We start from the raw sequence: 24,188 nt of genomic DNA on the forward strand, positions 1-24,188 counted from the left end.
GCCGGTGCCGCCCTTCCCATGAGCAACGCCTCCCCATGGCGCGGTGCCATATCCGTTGCCGGGGCATCGACCAACTACTGCTTGCGGCCGGGCTCCCCGGCGCTTGTGCCGCCCTCCGGGCGGGGATTATATTGACAGGTCAACCCCTCGTATCCCGAGGCCCTTCCAATCCAGCGTGAAGATCGAGTCATGACGGAACAGGCACCCCGTATCCCCAGCACCCACCATCCCCTCGCCGGCGAGCAGATGAACGGCGCGGAGATGGTCGTACAGGTACTGGCCGACGAGGGGGTCGACACCGTATTCGGCTACAGCGGCGGGGCCATCCTGCCCACCTACGATGCGGTCTTCCGCTACAACGAGCGCCACCGCCATGACGACGGTGGTGATCCCATGCAGCTCATCGTGCCCGCCAACGAGCAGGGCGCCGGCTTCATGGCGGCGGGCTATGCCCGTAGCACCGGCAAGGTGGGGGTCTTCCTGGTCACCTCCGGGCCCGGCGCGACCAATACGGTGACGCCCATCCGCGACTGCATGGCGGACTCGGTCCCGGTGGTCGCGATCACCGGCCAGGTGGCGCGGGGTGCCATGGGCACCGATGCCTTCCAGGAGGCCCCCATCGTCAACATCATGGGCAACTGCGCCAAGCATGTCTTCCTGATCACCCGCCCGGAGGATGTGGAGGCGACCATGCGCACGGCCTTCGAGGTGGCCCGCTCGGGGCGTCCGGGGCCGGTGGTGGTGGACCTCCCCAAGGACGTGCAGAACTGGGTTGGCGAGTTCCGCGGTGAGGGCCTGCTGGATATCCGTGGCTATCGCCAGCGCATGGAGTCCTTGCGTCAGGCCAAGCTCTCCGAGCGCAAGTGCCGGCAGTTCTTCGAGCTTCTCGGCCACTCGTCGCGGCCGTTGCTCTATGTCGGCGGCGGCGTGATCAACAGCGATGCCGGCGATGCGCTGACCGAGTTCGCCCATGCCTTCGGCGTCCCGGTGGTCACCACAGTGATGGGGCTCGGTGCCATCGACACCACCGACGATCTTTCCCTGCACATGCTCGGCATGCATGGCACCGCCTATGCCAATTACGCGGTGGAGGACTGCGACTTCATCATCGCGGTGGGTTCGCGCTTTGACGACCGAGTGGCCGCCAAGGCGGAGCTTTTCGCGCCCATGGCGGAGCATGTGGCGCATATCGACATCGATGCCGCCGAGATCGGCAAGGTGAAGATGGTGGACTGGGCCCACGTCGGTGATGCCGGGCGCTCGCTGCGCCAGCTCGTGGAATTCGGTCGCCACGAGGGCTTCCGCCGGGACTTCGGCCCCTGGCTGGAGCACGTGCGCGGGCTGCGCGAGAAGTACCCGATGAACTTCGACCGGGACAACCCCCTGATCCAGCCGCAGCACGTGCTGGAGCTGCTCAACGGCCTCACCAAGGGGGACGCCATCGTCTCCACCGGCGTCGGCCAGCACCAAATGTTCGCCGCCCAGTACCTGGATTTCCACCGGCCGAGGCAGTGGTTGACCTCCGGGTCCATGGGGACCATGGGCTTCGGCCTGCCGGCGGCCATCGGCGCCCAGTTCGCCCATCCGGACGCGCTGGTCATCGACGTGGACGGCGACGGCAGTATCCGCATGAACCTCGGCGAGATGGAGACGGTGACCACCTACAACCTGCCGGTGAAGATCCTGCTGCTCAACAACAGCTGTGACGGTATGGTCCGGCAGTGGCAGCGGCTGTACTTCGAGGACCGTTTCTCGGCCAGCGATAAGTCCCTCCACCGCAAGGACTTCGTCAAGGCCGCGGAGTCCGACGGTTTCGCGTTCGCACGGCGGATCACCGACAAGTCCGAGCTCGCCGACGCCCTGGAGGCCTTCGTTAGCTTCGCCGGTCCGGCCTTCCTGGAGGTGGTAGTGGACCCGGACGCGGGGGTGTATCCCATGGTGGGCCCCGGGATGAGTTACCGGGAGATGGTGACCGGCGAGCATATCGGTTCCCGGGACCACGGGGAGCCCGACGATCGCTCGGATCGCCTCTCGCAGTCGGAAATGTTCTGACTGCGGTTCTGTATGGCTATGATGGCGGGACCCTGCGGGGTCCCGCGTCTGCTTGAAAATCCCCTCCACCGTCACTATCGCTGGGCCCGTGTGCGGGAAAATCATCCATCACGGGAACGGAAGACATCATGACCACTGAGGCACAGACCGAGACCCTGGAGTTCCAGACCGAGGTCCAGCAGCTGCTGGATCTGATGATCCACTCGCTGTACAGCAATCCGGAGATCTTTCTCCGGGAGCTGATCTCCAATGCCTCCGACGCCGCGGATAAGCTGCGCTTCGAGGCGCTCACCGACGAGTCGCTCCTCGAGGACGACCCGGAGCTAGCGATCCGGGTATCCGTGGACAAGGAGGCGCGCACCATTACCGTCGAGGATAACGGCATCGGCATGAGCCGCGACGAGGTGGTGGAGAACCTGGGCACCATCGCGCGCTCGGGAACCCGCCACTTCCTCGACGCCCTTACCGGTGACCAGAAGGCCGATGCCGCGCTCATCGGCCAGTTCGGTGTAGGTTTCTATTCGGCGTTCATCGTCGCCGAGCGTGTCGACGTCCACACCCGCCGCGCCGGCGATAAGCCGGAGCTCGGCGTGCACTGGTCCTCCGACGGCAAGGGCGCCTACTCGATCGCCTACGAGGAGAATCCCCGACGTGGTACACGGGTGATCCTGCACCTCGCCGAGGATCGCGACGAGTTCCTGGAGCCCGAGCGGCTCAAGGGCATCATCCGCCGCTACTCCGACCATATCTCCCTGCCCATCCGCATGCCCACGGAAGAGGGCGGCGAGGAGGAGACCGTCAACCAGGCGGCGGCGCTGTGGATGCGCCCGAAGAACGAGATCAGCGACGAGGAATACGTCGAGTTCTACAAGCACGTGGCCCACGATTTCGAGGAGCCGCTGACGTGGATCCACAACAAGGTGGAGGGTAACCAGGCCTACACCTCGCTGCTGTACCTCCCCAAGCGCCGGCCCTTCGACCTCTTCGAGCCAGAGCAGCGCCACGGCGTCAAGCTCTATGTCCGGCGGGTGTTCATCATGGAGGGCAGCGAGCACCTGATGCCGCGCTATCTCCGTTTCGTCCGCGGTGTCATCGACTCCGATGACCTCCCGTTGAATGTCTCCCGGGAGCTGCTACAGCACAACAAGCTCGTCGACCGCATCCGCGGCGCTTCGGTCAAGCGCATCCTCGACACCCTGGAGCGGATGGCCAGCGATGAGCCGGAGCGGTATGCGGAGTTCTGGGCCGCCTTCGGGCCGGTGCTCAAGGAGGGGGTGATCGAGGACCCCGGCAACCGCGAGCGCATCGCCGGCTTGCTTCGCTTCTCGTCGACCCAGGATCCGGACGCGAAGGGCAACGTCTCCCTCGCCGACTATGTCGCGCGCATGCGCGAGGGCCAGAAGCACATCTATTACGTCACCGCGGAGGGCTTGAACGCCGCCCTGAACAGCCCCCACCTGGAGGTCTTCCGCAAGAAGGGGGTGGAGGTGCTGCTGCTCCACGAGCCCATCGATGAATGGCTCGCCACCCATCTCAACGAATTCCAGGGCTATCCCCTGCAGTCGGTGGCGAAGGGCGAGCTCGACCTCGACGAGCTCGAGGACGAGGCGGAGAAAAAGGCCCGCGAGGAGCGCGCCGAGGCCCTGAAGCCGCTCACCGACAGGCTCAAGGAGGCCTTGGGCGAGCGTGTCTCCGAGGTGCGGGTCAGCGATCGACTCACCGACTCCCCCGCCTGCCTGGTAGTGGGCGAGTACGAGTTGGGTATGAATCTCCAGCGCATGCTCAAGGCCGCGGGCCACGACATGCCCCAGGGGGCGCCTTCGCTGGAGATCAACCCGGACCATGCCCTGATCCGCAAGTTGGAGGCGGAGTCCACCGGTGAGCGTTTCGAGGACTGGGCACTGCTGCTGCTCGAGCAGGCGCAGCTCACCGGCGGCGGCCAGCTGGAGGACCCGTCGGCCTTCGTCCGGCGAATGAATCGCCTGCTCGAGGGTGGGGATTGAGCGGCTGTCTCCGTCCGCGCCATGACCTGGAGATCCTCGTCGCCCTGTTTAACGACGAGTTCTCGGCTGAGAACACCCGGCTGGTGCGTGGCGGCAGCGAACCGCTGTATCGGCCGGCGGATGCGGAATGCCCGTATCACCGGGTGATCGTTGCCCATGGCTTCTTCGCCAGCGCGCTCCACGAGGTCGCCCACTGGTGCATCGCCGGCAGGGAGCGCCGGCGTCGCGTGGATTACGGCTACTGGTACGAGGGCGATGGCCGGGATGCCCATACCCAGGCGGTGTTCGAACGTGTGGAGGCCCGTCCCCAGGCACTGGAGTGGGCCTTCAGCCTGGCGGCGGATGCCCCGTTCCGGGTGAGCGTCGACAACCTCGACGGAGATCCCGGTGATCCGGAGGGCTTTCGGCGTGCCGTGCACCGGGCGTTGGAGGTCTTGCTGGCCAACGGCCTGCCGCCACGGGGCCGGCGCTTCGCCCATCGGCTCGAGGAGCGCTTCGGTGGGCGAATGCGACGCCCGGAAGCGCTGCCTCCGATTTAGCCGCGGAAGCCGTCGATGACGGTGAGTTGTTGCGCTGGCCTGCCGTCCAGGTAATCCTCCAGCGGCATCGGCCGGCCGAACAGATAGCCCTGGGCGTAATCCACCTCCAGGCCGCGCACGGCCTCCAGAACCGCCGCGTCCTCCACCGCCTCGGCAACGGTGGCGATGCCGAGCTCGCCGGCGAGGCGTTGTATCGCTGCGCAGATGGCCCGATCCAGGGTGCTATGGGGCATGCCGCGGACGAAGGTACCGTCGATCTTGAGGTAGTCCACCGGCAGCTCCTTGAGGTAGCCGAACGAGGCCATGCCGCTGCCGAAATCATCGAGGGCGAAGCGGCAACCGATGCGGCGCAACCGTTCGATGAATGCCTGGGCCGCGGAGTGATTGGAGATCACAGCGGTCTCGGTGATCTCGAAGCACAGGGATTCCGGCGGGATCGCCCCATGCTCGAGGATGTCCAGCACAAAGTCATAGAAGGCGGCGTCGCCCAGGGTCTGGCCGGACAGATTCACGAACCAGACGGTCCCCTCAGGGGGCGGCCGTGACTGGATCCGCCGGGCGAGACGGCCCAATACCCAGCGGTCGATCTCCGGCATCAGCCCGTAGCGCTCGGCGGCCGGGAGGAAGGTCCCGGGGGCGGTGAGGGTTCCGTCCCGCTCGCGCAGGCGGAGCAGCAGCTCCATGCGCCGTATCGGTGGGCCGGGCGAGCGACCCCGCATGGGCTGGATGGCCTGGGCATGGAGGCACAGTCGCCCCTCGCCCATGGCCTCGCGTATCCCGCTCACCCAGGACATCTCATCGCGGAAGCGCTCGCTCAGCTGATCGTCCTCCAGGAACACGTGCAGGCGGTTGCGGCCGTGCTCCTTGGCGATGTAGCAGGCGGCATCGGCCTTGCTCATGGCGTTGGTGGTTGAGGCCGTACGCACGTTGAGCTCGACGATCCCCGCGCTGGCGGTCACCGGGAACTGCCGTTGCCCCCATTGGAAGGGGGTGAGGGCCACCGCGTCCAGGTAGCGGCGGGTAAGCGCGGAGGCCGCGGCGGCGTCCAGGCTGGGCAACAGCAGCCCGAACTCGTCGCCGCCGATCCGGGCCAGCCGGTCATCCGGGCGGCACAACGCCCGCAACCGTGGCACCAGCGCGCGGATCAGGGCGTCACCGGCCTGGTGGCCGCTGACGTTGTTGACCAGCTTAAACTGGTCCAGATCGATGAGACAGACGCAGGCTGTGCCGCTGCCGGCCTCTCGGATACGCTCCACGGCGTCTTCGAGCTCGCGCTGGAACCCGACCCGGTTGAGCAGGCCGGTGAGGGGATCGTGGCGGCTGAGATGCGCCAGCTGGTCTGCCCGCCGTTGGGCCAATGTATGTACCGCTCGCTCCCGGGCGAGCAGTGTGTGTACCAACCAGGTGGCCAGCACGGCGAGGCCGAGGGCCAGTCCGGTGGCCAGCGCCGGTAGGCGTAGGTCGTAGGCGAACCGCGCACCGACGGCCTGGATCCGGGTGACGTAGTTGCGTCCGCCAATGCCCCAGCGTCGTTCCAGCATCTGTTCGCCGGGCCACTGATACCAGGCGCGGGAATCGTGCGCACCGGTAACGGTGTGCAGCGGGGCGGCGTTGGGATCATCGGTGACATCGCTCAGCGCGATCTCCAGGCCCCTGCTCTGCAGGGCTGCGAAGGCGTTTCCGGCTAGCCGGTCGACGTGGAATACGCCCTCGGCGAGTCCGCGCACCCCCCGGGCGTGGACATAGCCCTCCGCGCTGCTCACGGGCACAAATCCCAGCACCGCCGGGCGGGCGTTGTCCTCCTGGATCAGGCGCGTCGTTGCGCTTACGGTGAGTGATCCCCGCTCGATGGCGCGGGTGATGGCGTCGTTGCGCGTCGGGTGCTCCGAGGGGGCGTAGCCGAGCGCCGCCCGGTTCTCTTCGAGCGGCTCGACGTAGAGTATGGGGAAATACACCGGCCGTCGGGGGGCGGCCACGAGTTCGCCATCGGGGCCATGGTCGGCGATGACGAAGCCAGGGATCTCCCCCTGCACCCGGGCGACGAACACCTCACGGCTGAGGTCGGTCACCCGGGGCACCCACTCCAGGGCGCGGACGGCATCGTGGCGGGCGAGCAGGGAACGGGCAAGCCGGGAGAACTCGGAGCGGGTGACCACCGAGCCCACCCGAAACAGGTCGGCGATCTGCTCCACGCTGGCCAGCTCATCCTGCCACGTGTCCACCAATGCGGCGGCGTGTTCCTGGCCCGCGGTACGGAATGCCGTATCGACGCTGCTCCGTTCATGGGTGTAGGCGGTGTAGCCGGTAAGGCCGGCGAGGAGCACCCCGAGTAAGGCCACGGCCGCGGTCAGCATGCCTCGCGGTGGTGATGATTGATGCTCGCCCCCGCCGTTCATCGGCGCTACCTCAGGGCAGGGACACTGGCTCGGGCGGTATCCATCCCGAGGCCCGGTGTTCGCAGATCACCGTGGTGTCGATCCCGCCGCGGGTTGCGAACACCATCCGCACGCGAAGGAAACGCGGCTCCAGTCGTGCCGCCAAGTCCTCCAGGATCCGATTGCTGACGGCCTCGTGGAAGGCCCCCTCATCGCGGAACGACCAGACATAGAGCTTGAGTGATTTCAGTTCCACGCAACGGGCGTCGGGGACATAGTCCACGTACAGCGTGGCGAAGTCGGGTTGGCCCGTCATCGGGCACAGGCAGGTGAATTCGGGGATGGTCAGCCGGATGGTGTAGTCGCGCTCGGGGCTCGGATTGTTGAAGGTCTCGAGCGCGCGGCTCGGCTTGCTGGGCATGCGGAATCCTCCTGGACCGCGGGCGTGTCCCCGCGAGGTTCATCTCGGTTGCGGCGGCGCCACGACGATGCGGAATCATCGCACGAACGGACCGGGACGCACAGGTGGTGCCGGGCGGGGTGGGTTGCCGAGGAACAGCAGTGCCGGAGGGGGCGGCATGGCTGGAAAGAAATCGCCCCGCCGGGGGCGGGGCGATGGGGATGCCGGAGCAGGCAGCGGTGGTTACTTCTGCTCGACCACCGTCTTCATGCCGTTGATCTCCACCTCGACCCGGCGGTTCGGCTGCAGGCAGTCGATGAGCTGGTCGCGGCCACCGGTGTTCTCACACTGGACCACGGGCTCGGATTCACCCATGCCCATCACCTGCATGTCGTAACCCGACAGCGCCGGCTTGCTCTGCAGGTAGTCCGCCACCGCCTGGGCCCGCCGCTCGGACAGCCCCTGGTTGTACTCCTCGGGGCCGATGCGGTCGGTGTGACCGATCACACGGATGCGGTTGATCTCCCAGTCGCGCTCGATACGATTCGCCATCCGGTCGAGGCGGGCCATGCCGTCGTCGGTGAGCGTTGCCTCGTCGAAGCCGAACAGGGTCTCGGCGTCGAGGGACACCCGCTCGGTGCGCTCCACCATCTCCGGCTCGGGCTCCGCTTCGGCGGTCTCGATGACGTCGCCGCACTCCTCGCGCTTCTGAGTCTTCTCCATGGCCGGGTTGAACCAGCACTCGCCGCTGGTGCTCATCCAGGCCTCACCGTCATTATTGGTCCAGTATTCCCCCTGGCCGCCTTCCATGTGCTGGTCTGCAGAGGCCGTGGCCACCAGCCCCAGCGAGAGCACCAAGCCCATGCCGATAGGCAGCAGGGTATTCTTTGCCGTCGTTTGCTTCATTGCTTCTTCTCCTGTTTCCCGCTTGCAGGAATGCCTTGAATGACCGATCGCCGCTCCCGTCCGGGAGCTGCTGCGTGATGAACGATGTGCTGATCGATTGTGCCGATTACAAGCCCCCTTTCCCTGAAACTCACCGATAAGTCGATCAATGCACCCTCGACGCCAGTATAACGTGCGCGATTGCGCATTGCTGCATATTCGCGGTGCCGAAGGTAACGCAGGAATGCCGGGAACCCGATCAACGCCCCCATCCCGTGGACCAACGCGTTATCCTGTCGGCATTCAGTGACACTGTAACGGAGTCCGACGCGAACCATGGAACGTCCCATTCTCGCCCATCCCGATCCGCGCCTGCGCGAGGTATCGCGGCCCGTGGAGCACTTCGACGAGGAGCTGGCGTCGCTGGTGGGCGACATGTTCGATACCATGCGCGCGGCCGAGGGCATCGGCCTGGCGGCGGTCCAGATCGGGGTACATTTGCGCCTGGCGGTCATGCAGGTGGACGACCACCCGCCACGGGTCCTGGCGAACCCGGAGTACGAGGCGCTCGGTGAGCCCATGGAATTGGACGAGGGCTGCCTCTCAGTACCCGGAATGCGCGAGCGCACCAAGACCCGGGCGGACCGGGTGCGGGTCCGGGCTCAGGACGTCGAGGGGCAGTGGTACGAGTTCGAGGCGGAAGGGCTCGAGGCGGCGTGCGTACAGCACGAGTGTGATCATATTGATGGTCGACTGTACATCGACCAGCTCACCCCGGTGCGTCGCCGCCGCCTGATCAAGCGCTATGAGCGCGAGCGAGCGCAGGCGGAGAAGCAGCGCGACGCCTAGGCTCAGGCGGCGCGGTGGATCTCCGGCCACCGGCGGGACGACTGCGGTGCCATCATGGTACGCAGCCGCCGCCACAGCCGTGCGCTGCCCTCGCGCATGGTCCGGCCACGGAGCTCCCGTGCCTCGCGCATGATGCGCTCGAGATCGGTGGGGTTCAGATCGGTATAGGTGGAATCCTGCCGCATCGCGTTGTACCTCCTGATGTTGCGGTGCATCGTGATCATGGCGTCATAATAAGGCTGCATTCCGCGCGCGCATAGGCGTTTATGGGCACATCGCCATTGCCCAGTGAGCACAAGCGTCCGTAGCCCGGCTGCGGAGCCGCGCAAGCCGGTTGTGACAGTGACCCCCGGACCGTGGTCTACTATTACGTTTTTGCCAACGGCGGATTGCGCAGCATTATGACGATACCCAAGCATCCTAGACTCGCCTGGTCCCAGGTCACCCTCGATCCGGCCCTCGCCAAGCTGGCCGGCGTGGAGGAGTCCTGCGCGTTGCCAATTTGGAGCGAGGACGCTGGGGAGGGGGTGCCGGGGGATCCCGTGGAGCATGACACCACCGACCTGCTGCGTGGCCTTTCCGTGGCCTTCGGAGAGGGCCCTGAGGGCAACGGCAAGGACTGGCAGCAGGTCCATGCCGCGCTGTTGGCCGCCCTCGCCGAGGTGCGCGGCTTCGACAACGCCGACGAGCTGCTTCGCAGCGTGGCCCTGGATTTTCGCCGTGATGGTTATCGGCGTGAGGCGGTGGCGGCGGTGCGGACCGCCCTGCGGCTTCGCCCGGAGAGCGTTACCGCCCGGTGTCAGCTCATCATCGGCGTGTGGTTCCTGGTCTGTGATCAGCTCGAGCCGGAGCCGGAGCGTGGGCTCGCGGAGGTCCGCGAGCTCTTCGAGGCCCTCGGCGAGGGCAGCCCGGAAACGGCACGGGTGCGCGAGCTCACCGCCTATGCCTATCTCGTCGCCCACTATTTCGGCGAGGGCCATATCGACGCGGGGGATCCCAACGTGCGCCGTGCCCGTGTATGGATCGGCGACGGGCCGATGGCGCGGCGTATCGAGGCCATGCAGCAGCGCGGTTACGTGGATCTCGGGGCGCTCTGCGCCCCCGAGGCGGCACACTGACCGGCAGCGGCGCCGTCGGCCTCAGCCGGGGCCGCCCCGGGGATCGCGATTGACCGGATAGGTGCTCGCCGGCCCGCGCAGGGGCTGCAGCAGCATCCGGTCCAGGCGCAGCTCGACCGGGTCGCGGAACTGCTCGATGCCGATGATCATCCCCAGGTGTCCCGCCGCCGGCTGCGCCCGATAGGTACCGAGCAGCCGATCCCACCAGGGTAGGTTGAAGCCGAAGTTGCTGTTGGTCTCGTTGCGGATCACCGAGTGGTGCACCCGGTGCATCTCCGGGGTGACGACGATCCAGCGCAGCCAACGGTCCACCGCCGCCGGCAGGCGGACGTTGCCGTGATTGAACAGCGAGGTGGCGTTCAACAGCACCTCGAAGACCAGCACTGCCACCGCCGGGGCACCGAGGGCAGCCACCGCCGCGAGCTTGAGCCCCATCGACAGCAGGATCTCCACCGGGTGGAAGCGCAGGCCGGTGGTGGTATCGAACTCCAGGTCGGCATGGTGCATGCGGTGGAGCCGCCACAGCCCGGGTACGGCGTGGAACAGCACGTGCTGGAGATAGATCACGAAGTCCAGCACCACCACGGACACGATCACCGCCAGCCAGTAGGGCGCGGACACCGCCCCGAACAGCCCCCAGCCCCGTGCCTCTGCGACCATGGCGAGACCCACCGCCGCGGTGGGGAATACCAGCCGCAGGGCCAGGGTGTCCACCACCACGATCCCCAGATTGGAGGGCCAGCGCCGCCGCCGGCCGATGGCCTGGGCGCGGCGTGGCGCGAGTAGCTCCCAGGCGGCCATCGTCGCCAGCACCGCGGCGAAGCAGCCGAGACGAATCAGGGGTTCATGGGACAGTAGCCATTCCTTCATGCACGAGCCGACCGCGGCCGCGGGGGATGGTTCCCCCGGTTCATGCGGCGTCGCCCCGCCCCCAGTGCTCGCTGCCCGGTAGGACCAGGTTCATACCCACCGCCACGATGCTACACAGGGCGATGCCCTCCAGGCTGTACTGGCCGCGGCCGATGACCAGCCCGCCGATGCCGAAGACCAGGGTCACCGCCACCACCGCCAGGTTGCGCGCAATGGAGAGGTCCACCTGGTGACGGATCAGCGTGTTGAGGCCGACCACGGCGATGGAGCCGAACAGCAGGCAGAGGATGCCCCCCATCACCGGGACCGGAATGGTCTGCAGCGCGGCTCCGAATTTGCCGATGAAGGCCAGGGCGATGGCGAAGCCGGCCGCCCAGGTCATGACCCGCGGATTGAAATTGCGGGTGAGCATTACCGCGCCGGTGACCTCGGAATAGGTGGTGTTCGGCGGGCCGCCCATCCCCGCCGCCAGCGTCGTGGCCAGCCCGTCCCCGAGGAGGGTGCGGTGCAGGCCCGGGCGCTTCAGGTAGTCCTCCCGGGTGACCGAGCTGATGGCGAGGACGTCGCCGATATGCTCGATGGCGGGCGCGATGGCCACCGGCAGCATGAACAGTATGGCGCGCCAGTCGAAGGCCGGCGCGGTGAACGAGGGCACGGCGAGCCATGCCGCCTCGGCGACACTGGTGGTATCCACGACGCCGTAGGCGAAGCTGAGAACGTAGCCAGCGATGACCCCGGCGATGATGGGCACCAGGCGCAGCAGTCCCCGGGCGAGCACCGCCACCGCGACCGTCACCGCCAGTGACAGCAGGGAGATGACCAGGGCGTCGGCGTAGGGGATGAGCTGCTCGGCGCCGTCGCCGCTCTTGCCCATGGCCATGTTCACCGCCACCGGCGCCAGGGACAGGCCGATGACCATGATGACCGGGGCGATCACCACCGGCGGCAGCACCCGGTCGATGAAGCCCGTCCCCTTCGCGCGGACCGCCGCGGCGAGGAGCACGTAGAGCACTCCCGCGGCCATCAGGGCCCCCATGGTCTCGGCGAGGCCAAAACGCTGCTGGGCGGCGATGATGGGGGCGATGAAGGCGAACGAGGAGGCGAGGAACACCGGGATCTGTCCGCGGGTCACGATCTGGAACAGCAGTGTCCCCGCCCCGGCGGTGAACAGCGCGACGTTGGGGTCGAGTCCGGTGATCAGCGGCATCAACACCAGTGCGCCGAAGGCGACCAGCAGCATCTGCGAGCCCGCCAGCGCCTGGCGGCCAAGGGTGTGGGTCGGTGTCTCCTGCATGGGCGAGATCTCCCCGGGTGGTGTGTCGTCTTCGCTTTTGTTCTGGCACGGGGTGGCCTGCGCGCGGCCGCGCCAATACTGCCGCGGGCCGGGGGGTGGCGCAACCGGCGTCGCGCGTGCATCCTCGGATGTTCGACAGGTGGCCGAGGTGCGGCCGGCAGTAAAAGGATCGGCAGCGGATGATGAACAGAGCAGCGTCATGGGCATGGCTGGTCGTGGTGATCGTGGTGTTCCTCACTGGATGTGCCAGCTATGGGGAGGAACGGGTCGCCCCGGTGCCACTCCCCGAGGCCGAGGCGGATGCGGTTACGGTCGGCGAGACGGCCTTCCTTGTACGCGCCTATCTCGATCCCGCGGCCGCCCGGGAGGCCTTTGGCTTCGACATCCGCGGGGCGGGGCTGCTACCGGTGCAGTTCGTCGTCGATAACGGCAGTGGCGGGCCGGTTCGCATCGATGACGAGCGGGTGCTCCTCGAGGATCGCGACGGCAATGCCTGGCCCGTGCTCAGCGCCCGCCAGGCCGAAGAGCGGGTACGCCGCCATGTCGAGCAGGGTGAAGCCGTGCGAAGTGGCGCGCGTAGCTCGCTGCTGACGGCCCTCGCCGGCGCCATCGCCGGTGCGGCCATCGGCGTAGTGGGCGGCGGGGATGTCGCCGAGACCGCCGGCAAGGGTGCGGTTGCCGGTGGCGCCATCGGCGCTATCGGTGGCGGGGCGAGCGGCTACGCCAACGTGGGCCGCGAGATCCGGCGTGATCTCGCGGAACGCTCCATCCGCGATCGGGTCATCGCCTCCGGCGAGTTGGCCTATGGTTTCATGTTCTTTCCCGGCGCGGAGGAGGCGACTTCGGTGCGGCAGCTGCGCCTGACGGTGACCGTCGACGAACGTGCCCACGCCCTGCGACTGCCCGTGGCGACCGTACCGGCGCCGTAGCGCCCGTCCCCACCGCTCTCAGCCCGCCGGTGCCGGCGTCCCCTCGGCACGCGACGCGTCCCGGGCCGTTCGGTGCCGGCAGCCCCGCGGGCGCTGTCTCAGCGGCAATCAATCGTGAAGCCTCGTGAACATCACGGGCCCTGGTGCCGCCCGCGGTTTTCGTGGACCGTCCGGCAATGGATAATTTCGGCGGCACTGGGGTCCAAGGACGCTGATGGGCGCAAAATCAAGGAAATGGCAGCTCGCCGCAGCGGCGTTGGTGACGGCGTGGGTCGTCGCCGGCTGCGCGCCGGCGACCGATCCCCCCGATCCCGGCACCGTCCCGCTCCCGGAAGCGTTTCCGGAACAGGGCGTGGCGGTCCTGCCCACGAAGTGGTGGCAGCACTTCGACGATCCGGTGCTGGACCGCCTCCAGGAACGGGCGCTGACGGGCAGTTTCTCCCTTGCCGCGGCCCGGGCGCGGCTACGTCAGGCCCGGGCATTGGCCCGTATTCGGGGCGCGGAACGGCTGCCCCGGGTCGACACCAGCGCCGAGGCCAGCGCCTCCCGCGAGGGTGGCGTCGATAGCGAGCGCTATGAGGCCGGCCTTGCTGCGGGTTTCGAGGTGGACCTCTGGGGGCGGCTGGAGGCCCAGGCCGAGGGCGCGCGGCTGGAGGCAGAGGCCACCCGCTTCGACCTGCGTGCCGCCGCGGTGTCGCTGACTGCGGAGGTGGCCGGAAGCTACTTCCGCCTTGGCCGCCAGGATGCCGTCATCGAGTTGCTCGAGCGGCAACGGCGGTTGAATGAGCAGCTCGCGCGGGTGGTGGCGATACGCTACCGCAACGGCCAGGCGCGTGCGGACGAGGTTCTGCGCCAACGGCGGCTTGCTGAGCAGAGCGCCGGTGAGCTGGAGACGGCCCGGGGAGAGCGGGAACGGCTGGTCGCCGAGTTGGCTGCGTTGCTGGGCGAACCCCCCGGCGAGCTGGACATCGAACCGGCTGGCGGTGCCGCCGATCTGCCGCCGTTGCCGCGTACCGGTGTGCCTGCCGATTGGTTGCAGCGGCGCCCGGATCTGCGGGCGGCGTTGCTACGTGTGGAGTCCGCCGATGCGGAGGTGGCTGCGGCCATCGCGGACCGTTACCCGAGCCTCGACCTGTCGGCGTCGTTCACCACCACTGCCGCATCCCCGGGGAGTTTGTTCGAGGGCTGGCTCCGACAGCTCGCCGCCTCCCTGGCCCTGCCCCTATTCCGTGGCGGGGCGCTGGCGGGCGAGGTGGAGCGTAGCCGGGCTGGCCGGGCGGTGGCGTTCAACGAGTATGCGCAGACGGTGATGGATGCCTTGGCCGAGGTGGAGCGGGCGCTGGCGGCGGAGCGTGCCGACCGGCGGCTGCTCGAGCGCCTACGCCGGGAGCAACGCCTGGCGGCGGACGCCCAGCAGCGGCTGCGAAGCCGCTACATCAACGGCGCCGCCGACTACCTGGAGGTCCTGGACGCGCTGTCCACCCTGCAGAACGTGGAGCGCCGGGCCCTGGAGGCTCGTTGGGAGCTGCCCCTGGACCGGGTGGCGCTGATTCGCGCCCTGGCCGGTGGGGCCTTCGGTGAAACGGGGAAGGAGGACGATGGGCGCTGACGAAGGGGCCACGGGTGAGACCGCCGGCGGGATCGCGCGCAAGCTGGTGCATGCCCTCCTGGCGCTGGCGGTGCTCGCAGGCGGTGCGCTGGTTACCTGGCGCATTATGGAGGTGGACGACGAGGTGGGCCGCCAGGGGAGTGCGGAACGCACGGCCCGGCTGGTGGAAGTGGTCCGCGCCGAGGTCGGTAGCCATACCGTCAAGGTTACTGGGCACGGCGAGGTCATGCCCTCGCGCGAGCTTGCGCTGCGACCGCGGGTCGGCGGGCGGATCGCCGCAGTCCACGAGGGATTCGAGCCGGGTGGCTCCGTTGCCGCGGGGGAGACGCTGGTCACCCTGGACGACGAGCCCTACCGCATCGCCCTGGACCGCGCGCGGGCCGCACTGATCCGTGCCCGCGCCGATCTTACCCTGGAAGAGGGACAGCAGTCGGTGGCCCGCGAGGAATACGAGATGCTCGATGAGCCCGTTGGCGAGCGGGAGCGGGCGCTCATTCTGCGTGAGCCCCAGCTGCGTTCCGCCGAGGCGGCGGTCCGCTCCGCGGCCAGCGATGTGGCGGACGCCGAGCGCGAGCTCGGCTACACGGAGGTGGAGGCGCCCTTCGATGCGGTGGTGCTCTCCCGGGATGTGGCCCCCGGTGCCGAGGTGGGTACCGGTACCGACCTCGGCACCCTTGCGGGTACCGAGCGTTGGTGGGTGGAGCTCACCGTGCCGGTCTCCGCGCTGTGCTGGATCGAGTTGCCCGGACCGGACGCGGAAGGGGGGGCCGCGGTGCGCCTGTACTACGAGCCCGCCTGGGGGCCTGGGGTATACCGGCAGGGGCGGGTGATCCGGCTCATCGACCGGCTGGAGGAAGAGGGCCGCCTGGCCCGTCTGCTCGTGGCCGTCGACGATCCCCTCGGCCGCAGCGGTGGGGGAGAGGTCCCGCGCCTGGTATTGGGGGCGTTCGTGCGTGGCGAGATCCACGGTCGCCGCATCGATGAGGCGGTGGCCGTGTCGCCGCAGTGGCTCCGCGAAGGCGACGTGCTCTGGGTAATGGATGGGGAGGATCGGCTCGCAATCCGCGAGGTGGACGTCGCCCACCGTGGCCGTGAGCGGGTCCTGATCACGGCTGGTGTCGCCGCCGGCGAGCGCATCGTCACCTCAGATATCGGTGCCCCCACCGAGGGCATGCCCCTGCGCGCTGCCGGGGAGGACAGCGATGGCGGATGAGCGCCGGCGAGGGGTGATCGGCTGGTTCGTCGATCACCGAGTCGCCCCCAACCTGATCATGCTGGTGCTGATCCTCGGTGGCTTGTTCATGACCACTCGCATCACCCAGGAGGTCTTCCCCGACTTCCAACGCGAGGTCATCGATATCAGCGTCGCCTATCCCGGGGCCACGCCCTCGCAGATCGAGTCCGGGGTGGTGCTCCCGGTGGAGGAGGCGGTTCGCGGGCTCGAGGGCGTGAAAAAGGTTACCGCCACGGCCCGGGAGGGCAGCGGCACGGTGAGCGTGGAGCTCATCGAGGGCTACGACCTGCAGCGCGCCTACCAAGATATCACCCGCGAGGTGGATTCCATCGACACCTTCCCGGACGATGCCGAGGATCCGGACATCGCCCTGAGCGGCTGGCGGCGCGACGTGCTGGATATCCTCGTCCACGGTGATGCCCCGCAGCACAGCCTGCAGGCCGCCGCGGAACAGGTGCGTGACCGCATCCTCCTCGCCGAAGGCGTGACCCAGGCGGCGGTGGAGGACGCCCAGGACTATGAGGTCCACATCGACATCCGGGAGGCGGAGCTGCGCGCCTACGGGCTGACCCTGCAGGAGGTGGCCACCGCGGTGGCGGTCAATGCCAGGGACCGCTCGGCCGGGCGGGTGGAGACCGCCGGCGGGGATATCCTGCTCAAGGTCGATGAGCGCCGGGTGGAGGCCCGTGCCTTTCGGGACATCGTCGTGCGTGCCAGCCCTGCGGGGTCGGTGGTGCGCCTCGGTGACGTGGCGCACGTCAGCGAGGGATTCTCGCCGGACACCGAGACCATCGCCAGCTATAACGGCCAGCCGGCCGTGGGGGTGGAGGTCTTCCGGGTGGGCACCGAGACGCCTATCGGGGTGTCCGAGGCCGTGCGTTCGGTGCTCCCGGAGATCCGGGCGGGGCTGCCACCGCAGATCGGCGTCGCCATCCAGAGCGACAGCTCGGAGATCTACCAGCAGCGCCTGGAACTGCTGCTGAAGAACGGCTTCATCGGGTTGCTGCTGGTCCTGGCACTGCTCAGCATCTTCCTGGAGTTCAAGCTGGCCTTCTGGGTGACGGTGGGCATCCCGACCTCCTTCCTGGGTGCCTTCCTGTTCCTGCCCTGGTTGGACGTCTCCATTAACATGGTTTCGCTGTTCGCCTTCATTATCGCCCTGGGCATCGTCGTCGACGATGCCATCGTGGCCGGCGAGAACATCTATGAATACCGTCAGCGCGGCATGGGGGCCATCGAGGCGGGGATCGCAGGGGCCCGCGACATCGCCGTGCCCATCATCGTCAGTGTGCTCACCAATATCATCGCCTTCCTGCCCCTGGGGATGATCCCCGGCACCTTCGGCCAGATCTGGGCGGTGATCCCGGCGGTGGTGGGCACGGTGTTCGCCATCTCCCTGATCGAGGCCCTGATCATCCTGCCGGCCCACCTCGGTCACACTCGTCGCGGGGCCACCACCGGTCCCGGCGCCTGGCTCCACCGGGGCCAGCAGGCCTTCAGCCACCGTTTCAGCCGGTTCATCGAATACGGCTACGGCGGGTTCCTGACGCTGGCTATCCACTGGCGCTACGTGACGCTCGCCGCTGCCGCGGCACTCCTGGCGGCCACCCTGGCCTACGCCATGAGCGGGCGCATGGGTTTCATCCTCATGCCGCGGGTGGAGTCCGACCGGGCGGACGTGACTGCGGTGCTGGCGCCCGGTGCACCCATGGCGGAGCTGGAGCGGGTGCGCGACCGCCTGGTCGGGGCGGCGGAGGAGGTGCTGGCGAACAACGGTGGTGATGCCCTGGGCGAGGCCGTCTATGCCCGGATCCGGGGCGATCAGGTGGATGCGCGGGTGTATCTCGCCCCGCCAGAGCGACGCCCCATGAGCACCAGCGAGTATGTGCGGCGCTGGCGCGAGGCCGCCGGACCCATCCCCGGGGTGGAGTCGCTGAGCTTTGATGCCGATCGGGGGGGACCGGGGGGCGGGCCTGCCATGACCGTGCAGCTGAGCCACAGCGACGTCGACATCCTAAACCAGGCGGGGCGGACCCTCGCCGGCCGCCTCGAGGAGCTGGCGCCGGTGCGCGACGTGGACGACGGTTACCAGCCGGGTAGCCCGGAATGGAACCTGCGGCTCAACCAGAGCGGGCGCGCGCTGGGACTGACCGCCGACGACCTCGCGAGGGCGGTCCGCAATGCCTTCTACGGTGGCGAGTCGTTCAAGCTCCTGCGCGGGGGCAACGAGGTAACCGTGCGGGTGCGTTTGCCGCGGGAGCAGGCCGACAGCGAGGCGGCCATCGCCGGTTTCCTGGTACCGACGGCGGGGGGCGTGCGTGTTCCCCTGGGCGAGGTGGCGGAGATCGAGCGCGGCCGCTCGCTGACCCGGATCCGGCGCGAGGATGGACGGCGCATGCTCCCGGTGACCGCGGACGTGGTGCCCATCGAGCAGACCAACCGAATCCTGGGCGTGGTGCGCGGTGAGCTGCTGCCGCAGCTGGCCGAGGACTTCCCCGGCCTTTCGTACGACTTCGGTGGCCGCCAGGAGAGCATGCGCGACGCCATCAACAGCTTCTTCCGGACGGTCACCCTGGCACTGTTCGGCATCTATGCGCTGCTGGCGCTGCCCTTCCGCAGCTACGTGCAGCCGGTGATCGTCATGCTCGCCATCCCCTTCGGCATCGTCGGGGCCATCCTCGGCCACCTGATCATGGGCTACAGCCTGAGTGTGATCAGCATCATGGGGATCATCGCCCTCGGCGGGGTGGTGGTGAACGGCTCCCTGGTGATGATCGACTATGCCAACGCCCGCCTTGCCGAGGGGTTCTCCCCCCGCGATGCGGTCCATGCCGCCGGCGTGCGCCGTTTCCGGCCGATCATGCTCACCACCCTGACCACCTTCGGCGGGCTGGCCCCGATGATCTTCGAGACCTCCGTGCAGGCCCGGTTCATGATCCCGATGGCCATCTCCCTGGGCTATGGGATCATGTTCTCCTCGGCCATCCTGCTGGTGATCATTCCCTGCCTGTACCTGGCGGTGGACGACGTGGTCCGGCTGCTCGGGTTTCGTCGGCTGCCCCCTCGTGGGGCGTTCCCGGAACCTCGTACGCCTGAAACATGAACGGAGCTCATCGCATCGATGAGGCCGAGCGGATGGGAGGCTTGGATTAGTTTCTGTTAGTAACTGAAATAGAAGGGAGAATCAGAGTAGGATAGAAACCGTGCCGTGAAACCGGCGGTGGGAGTTTGTATGATGCGAGTTCTTCGCAGCGCAACATGAATCGGATCGAATGACCGAAACTGCCCGCATTCGAGAGATCCCCTACAACTACACCTCGTTCTCTGACCGCGAGATCGTCCTGCGCTACCTGGGCGAGGACGCCTGGGACACCCTCAACGAGCTGCGCGGCAGCCGCCGCACCGGCATCTCCGCACGCATGCTCTTCGAGGTGCTCGGTGACTTATGGGTGGTCAAGCGCAACCCCTACATCCAGGACGATCTGCTGGACAACGCCAAGCGCCGCAAGGCCCTGATCGAGGCCATGGACCACCGCCTCGACGAGATCGTCGCCCGGGCCGAGGGCAACGAAAAGGCGCTGGCGCTCGCGGGGCAGGCCCGTGCCGCCGTGCGGGAGTTCGAGCAGTGGTTCCCGGATCTGCGGCGCAGGCGCGAGCGCGCCCGCCGCGCGTTCGCCTGCCATACCCGCGAGGACAATATCCTCTTCGACGGGCTCTCCCGGGTTTCCCACCAGACCGACGCCACCGACTGGCGGGTGGAGGTGCCCTTCGTGGTGCTCTGCCCGGACACCGAGGCGGAGATGGCGGCGCTGGTGAAGACTGCCGTGGAGCTGGGCCTGGTGATCATCCCCCGCGGTGGGGGCACCGGCTATACCGGCGGGGCGGTGCCCATGCACGAGGACTGCGTGGTCATCAACACCGAGAAGCTGGAGGGCCTGGGGCCGGTGGAGCGGAGAATGCTCCCGGGCCTGGATCGTGAGGTCGCCACGGTGCGCGCCGAGGCGGGCGTGGTCACCCGCCGGGTCTCGGATCTGGCCCAGAGGCACGGCTACGTCTTCGCGGTGGACCCCACCTCCCAGGACGCCTCCACCATCGGCGGCAACGTCGCCATGAATGCCGGCGGTAAGAAGGCCGTGCTCTGGGGGACGGCCCTGGACAACCTGGCGGCCTGGCGCATGGTTACCCCCGATGCGGAGTGGCTGGACGTGGAGCGCCTGGACCACAACCTGGGCAAGATCCACGATCAAGAGACCGTGCGCTTCCGGGTGACCCGCTATGGGGCCGACGGCGAGACCCCCAAAGGCGAGCCCGAGGTGATCGCCTTCCCCGGCTCGACCTTCCGTAAGGTGGGGCTCGGTAAGGACGTCACCGACAAGTTCCTGAACGGCGTGCCGGGCGTGCAGAAGGAGGGCTGCGACGGGCTGATCACCTCCGCGACCTTCGTCCTCCATGTCATGCCTGAGCACATGCGCACGGTTTGCCTGGAGTTCTACGGCACCGACCTCCACGAGGCCGTGCCCGCCATCGTGGAGATCGTCGACGACCTGCAGGCGGATGACTCCGTCAAGCTCGCCGGCCTCGAGCATCTGGACGAGCGCTACGTTCGTGCCGTCGGCTATGCCCCCAAAGGGGCGAGGGGCGAGAAGCCCAAGATGGTGCTGGTCGCGGACCTCGCGTCCGACGACGAGGATGCCTGCGCCGCCGCAGCCTCGCGGATGGTGCGTATGGCCAACCAGCGCAATGCCGACGGCTTTATCGCCGTCTCCGCCGAGGCGCGCAAGACCTTCTGGGCGGACCGCTCCCGCACCGCGGCGATCGCTGCCCATACCAACGCCTTCAAGATCAACGAGGATGTGGTGATCCCCCTCGATAAGCTCGCCGAGTACAGCGAGGGGATCGAGCGGATCAACATCGTCCAGTCCCTGAAGAACAAGCTCCGCCTGCTCGATGAGCTGCGTGAGCACCTGGCCGGGCCGCTGCCCGAGCTCAAGCGCCGCCCCGACTACCTCGACCGCGAGCACTACGAGGATTCCCAGGAAGGGGGGTCCATCCTCCAGCAGAAGTGCACCGCGGCCATCGAGCACCTGAACGCCGTGGGGGATCGCTGGCGGGCCATCCTCGACAACATGGACGGGGACCCGGTGGCCCTGGAAGCGCTATTGGATGACGCCGCCCGGGCCGATCGGCGCGAGGGCGATACCATCGCGAATCTGCTGTTGCGGCGGAGCCTGCGCATCTCCTACCGCCGGGAGGTGGAGGAGCGGCTGAAGGAGATCTTCGACGGCCGCGACCTCGAGCCCGTACGCCGTAAGATCGACGCCATCCACCAGGACGTGCTCTCCAGCCGGCTGTTCGTCGCCCTACACATGCATGCCGGCGATGGAAACGTGCACACCAACATCCCGGTGAACTCCAACGATTACGCCATGATGCGCGAGGCCGACCACATCGTGGATCAGGTGATGGCACTGGCCGGGCGGCTGAATGGCGTGATCTCCGGCGAGCACGGCATCGGCATCACCAAGATGCAGTACCTCGACCCGGCCGTTACCGAGCGCTTCGCCGCCTACAAGCGGGAGGTGGATCCACAGGGCTGGTTCAACCGCGGCAAGCTCCTGGAGGGCTCGGGCCTGTCCGACGCCTACACGCCTTCGCTGCGGCTGCTCCAGCAGGAGGCGCTGATACTTGAGGCCAGCGAGCTCGGCGAGCTCAACGACGACATCAAGGACTGTCTGCGCTGCGGCAAGTGCAAGCCCGTGTGCACCACTCACATCCCGCGGGCGAACCTCTTGTATAACCCGCGCAACAAGATCCTCGCCACGGGGCTGATGATCGAGGCGGTGCTCTACGAGGAGCAGACCCGGCGCGGGATCTCGCTGCACCACTGGGAGGAAATGAACGATGTGGCCGACCACTGCACGGTCTGCCATCGCTGCGTCACCCCCTGCCCGGTGAACATCGACTTCGGCGACGTCACCGTGAAGATGCGCGGTATCCTCAAGGGCAAGGGTCAGCGCCGCTCCAGCCCGCAGACGGCGGCGTCCATGGCGTTCTTGAACGTCAAGGACGCGCGCACTATCAACGTCATGCGCAAGGGCATGATCCAGTGGGGCTACGGCGCCCAGCGCCTCGCCCATCACGTTGCCCGCCGCGCCGGGCTCGCGGGCAGTGGCGGCGAGCGCCCGGACGCCGAGCCGAAAAAGCGCCCAAAGCACACCCGGGATCTCTCCAACGTCCCTGCCCAGGTGGTGCACTTCGTCAAGAAGCCCATGCCGGGTAAGCTCCCCTCGCGCACCACCCGCGCCATGCTCGGGCTCGAGGACGACAAGACCGTACCCATCATCCGCGACCCGGCAACCGTCACCGAGGACTCGGATGCGGTGTTCTACTTCCCGGGTTGTGGCTCCGAGCGGTTGTTCAGCCAGATCGGCCTGGCCACCATGGCCATGCTGTTTGAGGCCGGCGCCCAGACCGTGCTGCCGCCGGGGTATCTGTGCTGCGGCTACCCGCAGACCTCCAACGGCGACCTGGACAAGGGCCAGCAGATCACCACGGAGAATCGGGTGCTCTTCCACCGGCTGGCGAACACGCTGAACTATATGGACATCAAGACGGTGATCGTCTCCTGCGGCACCTGCATGGATCAGCTCCTGAAGTACCAGTTCGAGCAGATCTTCCCCGGTTGCCGGCTGCTCGACATCCACGAGTACCTGCTGGAGAAGGGCTATCAGCTCGATGGCGTCGACGGGGTGCAGTACATGTACCACGATCCCTGCCACACGCCGATGAAGACCCACGACGCCCAGAAGACCGCCAGCACGCTCATGGGCAAGGAGGTACCGCTCAACGACCGCTGCTGCGGCGAGGCCGGCACCTTCGCGGTGAGCCGTCCGGATATCGCCAGCCAGGTGCGCTTCCGCAAGGAGGAGGAGTACAACAGGGCGCTCGAGGAGCTCACCGGTGCGCCCACGGCCGAGAAGGGCAAAGTGAAGATGCTCACCTCCTGCCCGGCCTGCCTGCAGGGGCTCTCGCGTTACGAGGAAGATACCGGCGTGGAGGCCGATTACATCGTCATCGAGATGGCCAACCACATCCTCGGCGAGGGCTGGCAGGAGCGGTTCATCGAGCGCGCCCAGGCGGGCGGCATCGAGAAGGTGCTGCTGTAGCGTGCCCGCGGGTGGCGGCCTCAGCGGGCCGTCACGCGGTGCCGCAGCGCCTCCAGGTAGCTGCGGATCCGGGCGGCGTTTGTGCCGACGTCGCTGGTGCCGATCCGGGAGGCAGAGCGCATGTCCACGCGCACGCTGTTGCCGGTGTCACGAAGGCGGATGACCACGTCGTCGCGAAAACCGAACCAGAACGTGGTGGCCGTGGCCTCGATGGCATCGTCGGTAACCGCCGCGAGCTCCCAGCCGCGGTCGCGGACCTCCGCCACGGCGGCCTCGCGGACACGTGCCCGCGGGGCATTGAGTCGTAGGGGATCAATCCCGGGATAGGCCTGCCGCTGCAGCCGTGCCGTCCGGCCGCCCGGATAGCTCACGGCATTGGGGGCCTTGTCCCGGGCGGTGGCCAGGGCGCGGAAGGCCGGCGGATCGGCGGTATCCGTGGTGATGTCATGGATGGGCGGCACGCTCTGGGCGCGCTGCCAGTGAAGATAGGGCGTGACCACGAGGGCGATAGCGCCCAGGATTACCAGGCCGCCGACCAGGGCGGGGCGCAGGCGCCTGCCCCATACGGCGACGATCAGGGTGATCAGCCCCAGGCCGACGGCGGTTATGGCGCCGTAGGTGCCATAGCGGAGGGCCTCGAAAGCCGTCCCCAGGGAGGCGAAGTCGAATCGATAGGCCGGTCCCGCCGCCCCCATCAACAGCGCGCTCAGCACGAATGCCGCAAGGGCAAGGGCCGCCATTGCGCCCGACAGCCGATGCGGGCGTGTTTCCTTGTTCATGTCACCGTCTCGTTGTCATCGCCTGTCTCCTGGCAGGATACTGTGCCCTAGAGGGCATTCTCGGGCCAGGCGTATCGTCCTCGACG

18 protein-coding genes are annotated in these 24,188 nt (G+C 67.8%); 10 read left to right on the forward strand and 8 right to left on the reverse strand.

The window, feature by feature from the left end:
- Positions 1-189 precede the first annotated feature (189 nt).
- The 3 genes from ilvB to ACQ754_RS10530 all read left to right on the forward strand — a co-directional run bounded on the left by ilvB (position 190) and on the right by ACQ754_RS10530 (position 4,594).
- Positions 190-2,052 carry a biosynthetic-type acetolactate synthase large subunit gene (ilvB, locus tag ACQ754_RS10520; protein ID WP_440996983.1) on the forward strand — a complete coding sequence of 621 codons (1,863 nt, stop codon included), beginning with the start codon at positions 190-192 and terminating at the stop codon, positions 2,050-2,052.
- Positions 2,053-2,180: 128 nt separating this feature from the next.
- A complete protein-coding gene (gene htpG / locus ACQ754_RS10525; RefSeq protein WP_440996984.1) occupies positions 2,181-4,055 on the forward strand; it encodes a molecular chaperone HtpG in 1,875 nt (624 codons plus the stop codon).
- A complete protein-coding gene (locus ACQ754_RS10530; RefSeq protein ID WP_440996985.1) occupies positions 4,052-4,594 on the forward strand; it encodes an elongation factor P hydroxylase in 543 nt (180 codons plus the stop codon). Before htpG ends, ACQ754_RS10530 begins: the two co-directional genes overlap by 4 nt.
- Here ACQ754_RS10530 and ACQ754_RS10535 read toward each other — a convergent pair.
- From ACQ754_RS10535 to ACQ754_RS10550, 4 genes are all read right to left on the reverse strand, one after another.
- Positions 4,591-6,948, reverse strand: a complete 2,358-nt coding sequence (locus ACQ754_RS10535) for a putative bifunctional diguanylate cyclase/phosphodiesterase (RefSeq protein WP_440996986.1) — start codon at positions 6,946-6,948, stop codon at positions 4,591-4,593. The genes ACQ754_RS10530 and ACQ754_RS10535 overlap by 4 nt on opposite strands.
- Positions 6,949-7,000: 52 nt before the next feature.
- Positions 7,001-7,390, reverse strand: a complete 390-nt coding sequence (gene queF, locus ACQ754_RS10540; protein ID WP_440996987.1) for a preQ(1) synthase — start codon at positions 7,388-7,390, stop codon at positions 7,001-7,003.
- A 222-nt stretch (positions 7,391-7,612) separates the two neighbouring features.
- The gene (locus tag ACQ754_RS10545) at positions 7,613-8,275 is read right to left on the reverse strand and encodes an OmpA family protein (protein ID WP_440996988.1); all 663 of its coding nucleotides are present in this window, start codon (positions 8,273-8,275) and stop codon (positions 7,613-7,615) included.
- The gene (locus tag ACQ754_RS10550; protein ID WP_440996989.1) at positions 8,272-8,604 is read right to left on the reverse strand and encodes a hypothetical protein; all 333 of its coding nucleotides are present in this window, start codon (positions 8,602-8,604) and stop codon (positions 8,272-8,274) included. Before ACQ754_RS10550 ends, ACQ754_RS10545 begins: the two co-directional genes overlap by 4 nt.
- Here ACQ754_RS10550 and def point away from each other — a divergent pair.
- Positions 8,591-9,103, forward strand: coding sequence for a peptide deformylase (def, locus tag ACQ754_RS10555; RefSeq protein WP_440996990.1), 513 nt, complete (start codon positions 8,591-8,593; stop codon positions 9,101-9,103). The two genes, ACQ754_RS10550 and def, sit on opposite strands and share 14 nt — an antisense overlap.
- A 2-nt stretch (positions 9,104-9,105) precedes the next feature.
- Here def and ACQ754_RS10560 read toward each other — a convergent pair whose 3' ends face one another.
- The gene (locus ACQ754_RS10560) at positions 9,106-9,288 is read right to left on the reverse strand and encodes an RSP_7527 family protein (RefSeq protein WP_440996991.1); all 183 of its coding nucleotides are present in this window, start codon (positions 9,286-9,288) and stop codon (positions 9,106-9,108) included.
- A gap of 216 nt (positions 9,289-9,504) precedes the next feature.
- Here ACQ754_RS10560 and ACQ754_RS10565 point away from each other — a divergent pair, with 216 nt between their 5' ends.
- Positions 9,505-10,221, forward strand: a complete 717-nt coding sequence (locus ACQ754_RS10565) for a hypothetical protein (protein ID WP_440996992.1) — start codon at positions 9,505-9,507, stop codon at positions 10,219-10,221.
- A 21-nt stretch (positions 10,222-10,242) separates the two neighbouring features.
- Here ACQ754_RS10565 and ACQ754_RS10570 read toward each other — a convergent pair whose 3' ends face one another.
- Both ACQ754_RS10570 and ACQ754_RS10575 read right to left on the reverse strand, forming a co-directional pair.
- Positions 10,243-11,091, reverse strand: a complete 849-nt coding sequence (locus ACQ754_RS10570) for a sterol desaturase family protein (RefSeq protein ID WP_440996993.1) — start codon at positions 11,089-11,091, stop codon at positions 10,243-10,245.
- 40 nt (positions 11,092-11,131) lie between these two features.
- Positions 11,132-12,385, reverse strand: coding sequence for a uracil-xanthine permease family protein (locus ACQ754_RS10575; RefSeq protein WP_440996994.1), 1,254 nt, complete (start codon positions 12,383-12,385; stop codon positions 11,132-11,134).
- A gap of 179 nt (positions 12,386-12,564) precedes the next feature.
- Here ACQ754_RS10575 and ACQ754_RS10580 point away from each other — a divergent pair, with 179 nt between their 5' ends.
- The 5 genes from ACQ754_RS10580 to ACQ754_RS10600 all read left to right on the forward strand — a co-directional run bounded on the left by ACQ754_RS10580 (position 12,565) and on the right by ACQ754_RS10600 (position 23,323).
- The gene (locus tag ACQ754_RS10580) at positions 12,565-13,314 is read left to right on the forward strand and encodes a hypothetical protein (RefSeq protein WP_440996995.1); all 750 of its coding nucleotides are present in this window, start codon (positions 12,565-12,567) and stop codon (positions 13,312-13,314) included.
- A gap of 214 nt (positions 13,315-13,528) precedes the next feature.
- Complete coding sequence (locus ACQ754_RS10585) at positions 13,529-14,923, forward strand: efflux transporter outer membrane subunit (RefSeq protein WP_440996996.1); 1,395 nt, start codon at positions 13,529-13,531, stop codon at positions 14,921-14,923.
- Positions 14,913-16,136 carry an efflux RND transporter periplasmic adaptor subunit gene (locus ACQ754_RS10590; protein ID WP_440996997.1) on the forward strand — a complete coding sequence of 408 codons (1,224 nt, stop codon included), beginning with the start codon at positions 14,913-14,915 and terminating at the stop codon, positions 16,134-16,136. The genes ACQ754_RS10585 and ACQ754_RS10590 overlap by 11 nt, the downstream gene beginning before the upstream one ends.
- Complete coding sequence (locus ACQ754_RS10595) at positions 16,126-19,260, forward strand: efflux RND transporter permease subunit (protein ID WP_440996998.1); 3,135 nt, start codon at positions 16,126-16,128, stop codon at positions 19,258-19,260. Before ACQ754_RS10590 ends, ACQ754_RS10595 begins: the two co-directional genes overlap by 11 nt.
- Positions 19,261-19,429: 169 nt before the next feature.
- Positions 19,430-23,323, forward strand: a complete 3,894-nt coding sequence (locus ACQ754_RS10600; protein ID WP_440996999.1) for a DUF3683 domain-containing protein — start codon at positions 19,430-19,432, stop codon at positions 23,321-23,323.
- A gap of 20 nt (positions 23,324-23,343) precedes the next feature.
- Here the strand turns inward: ACQ754_RS10600 and ACQ754_RS10605 are convergent, their stop codons facing one another.
- On the reverse strand, positions 23,344-24,102 hold the full coding sequence (locus ACQ754_RS10605; protein ID WP_440997000.1) for a DUF1499 domain-containing protein: 759 nt from the start codon (positions 24,100-24,102) through the stop codon (positions 23,344-23,346).
- Between the last annotated feature and the right edge of the window lie 86 nt (positions 24,103-24,188).

The sequence above is a fragment of the Arhodomonas sp. SL1 genome (assembly GCF_052060015.1).
Taxonomy (GTDB): domain Bacteria; phylum Pseudomonadota; class Gammaproteobacteria; order Nitrococcales; family Nitrococcaceae; genus Arhodomonas.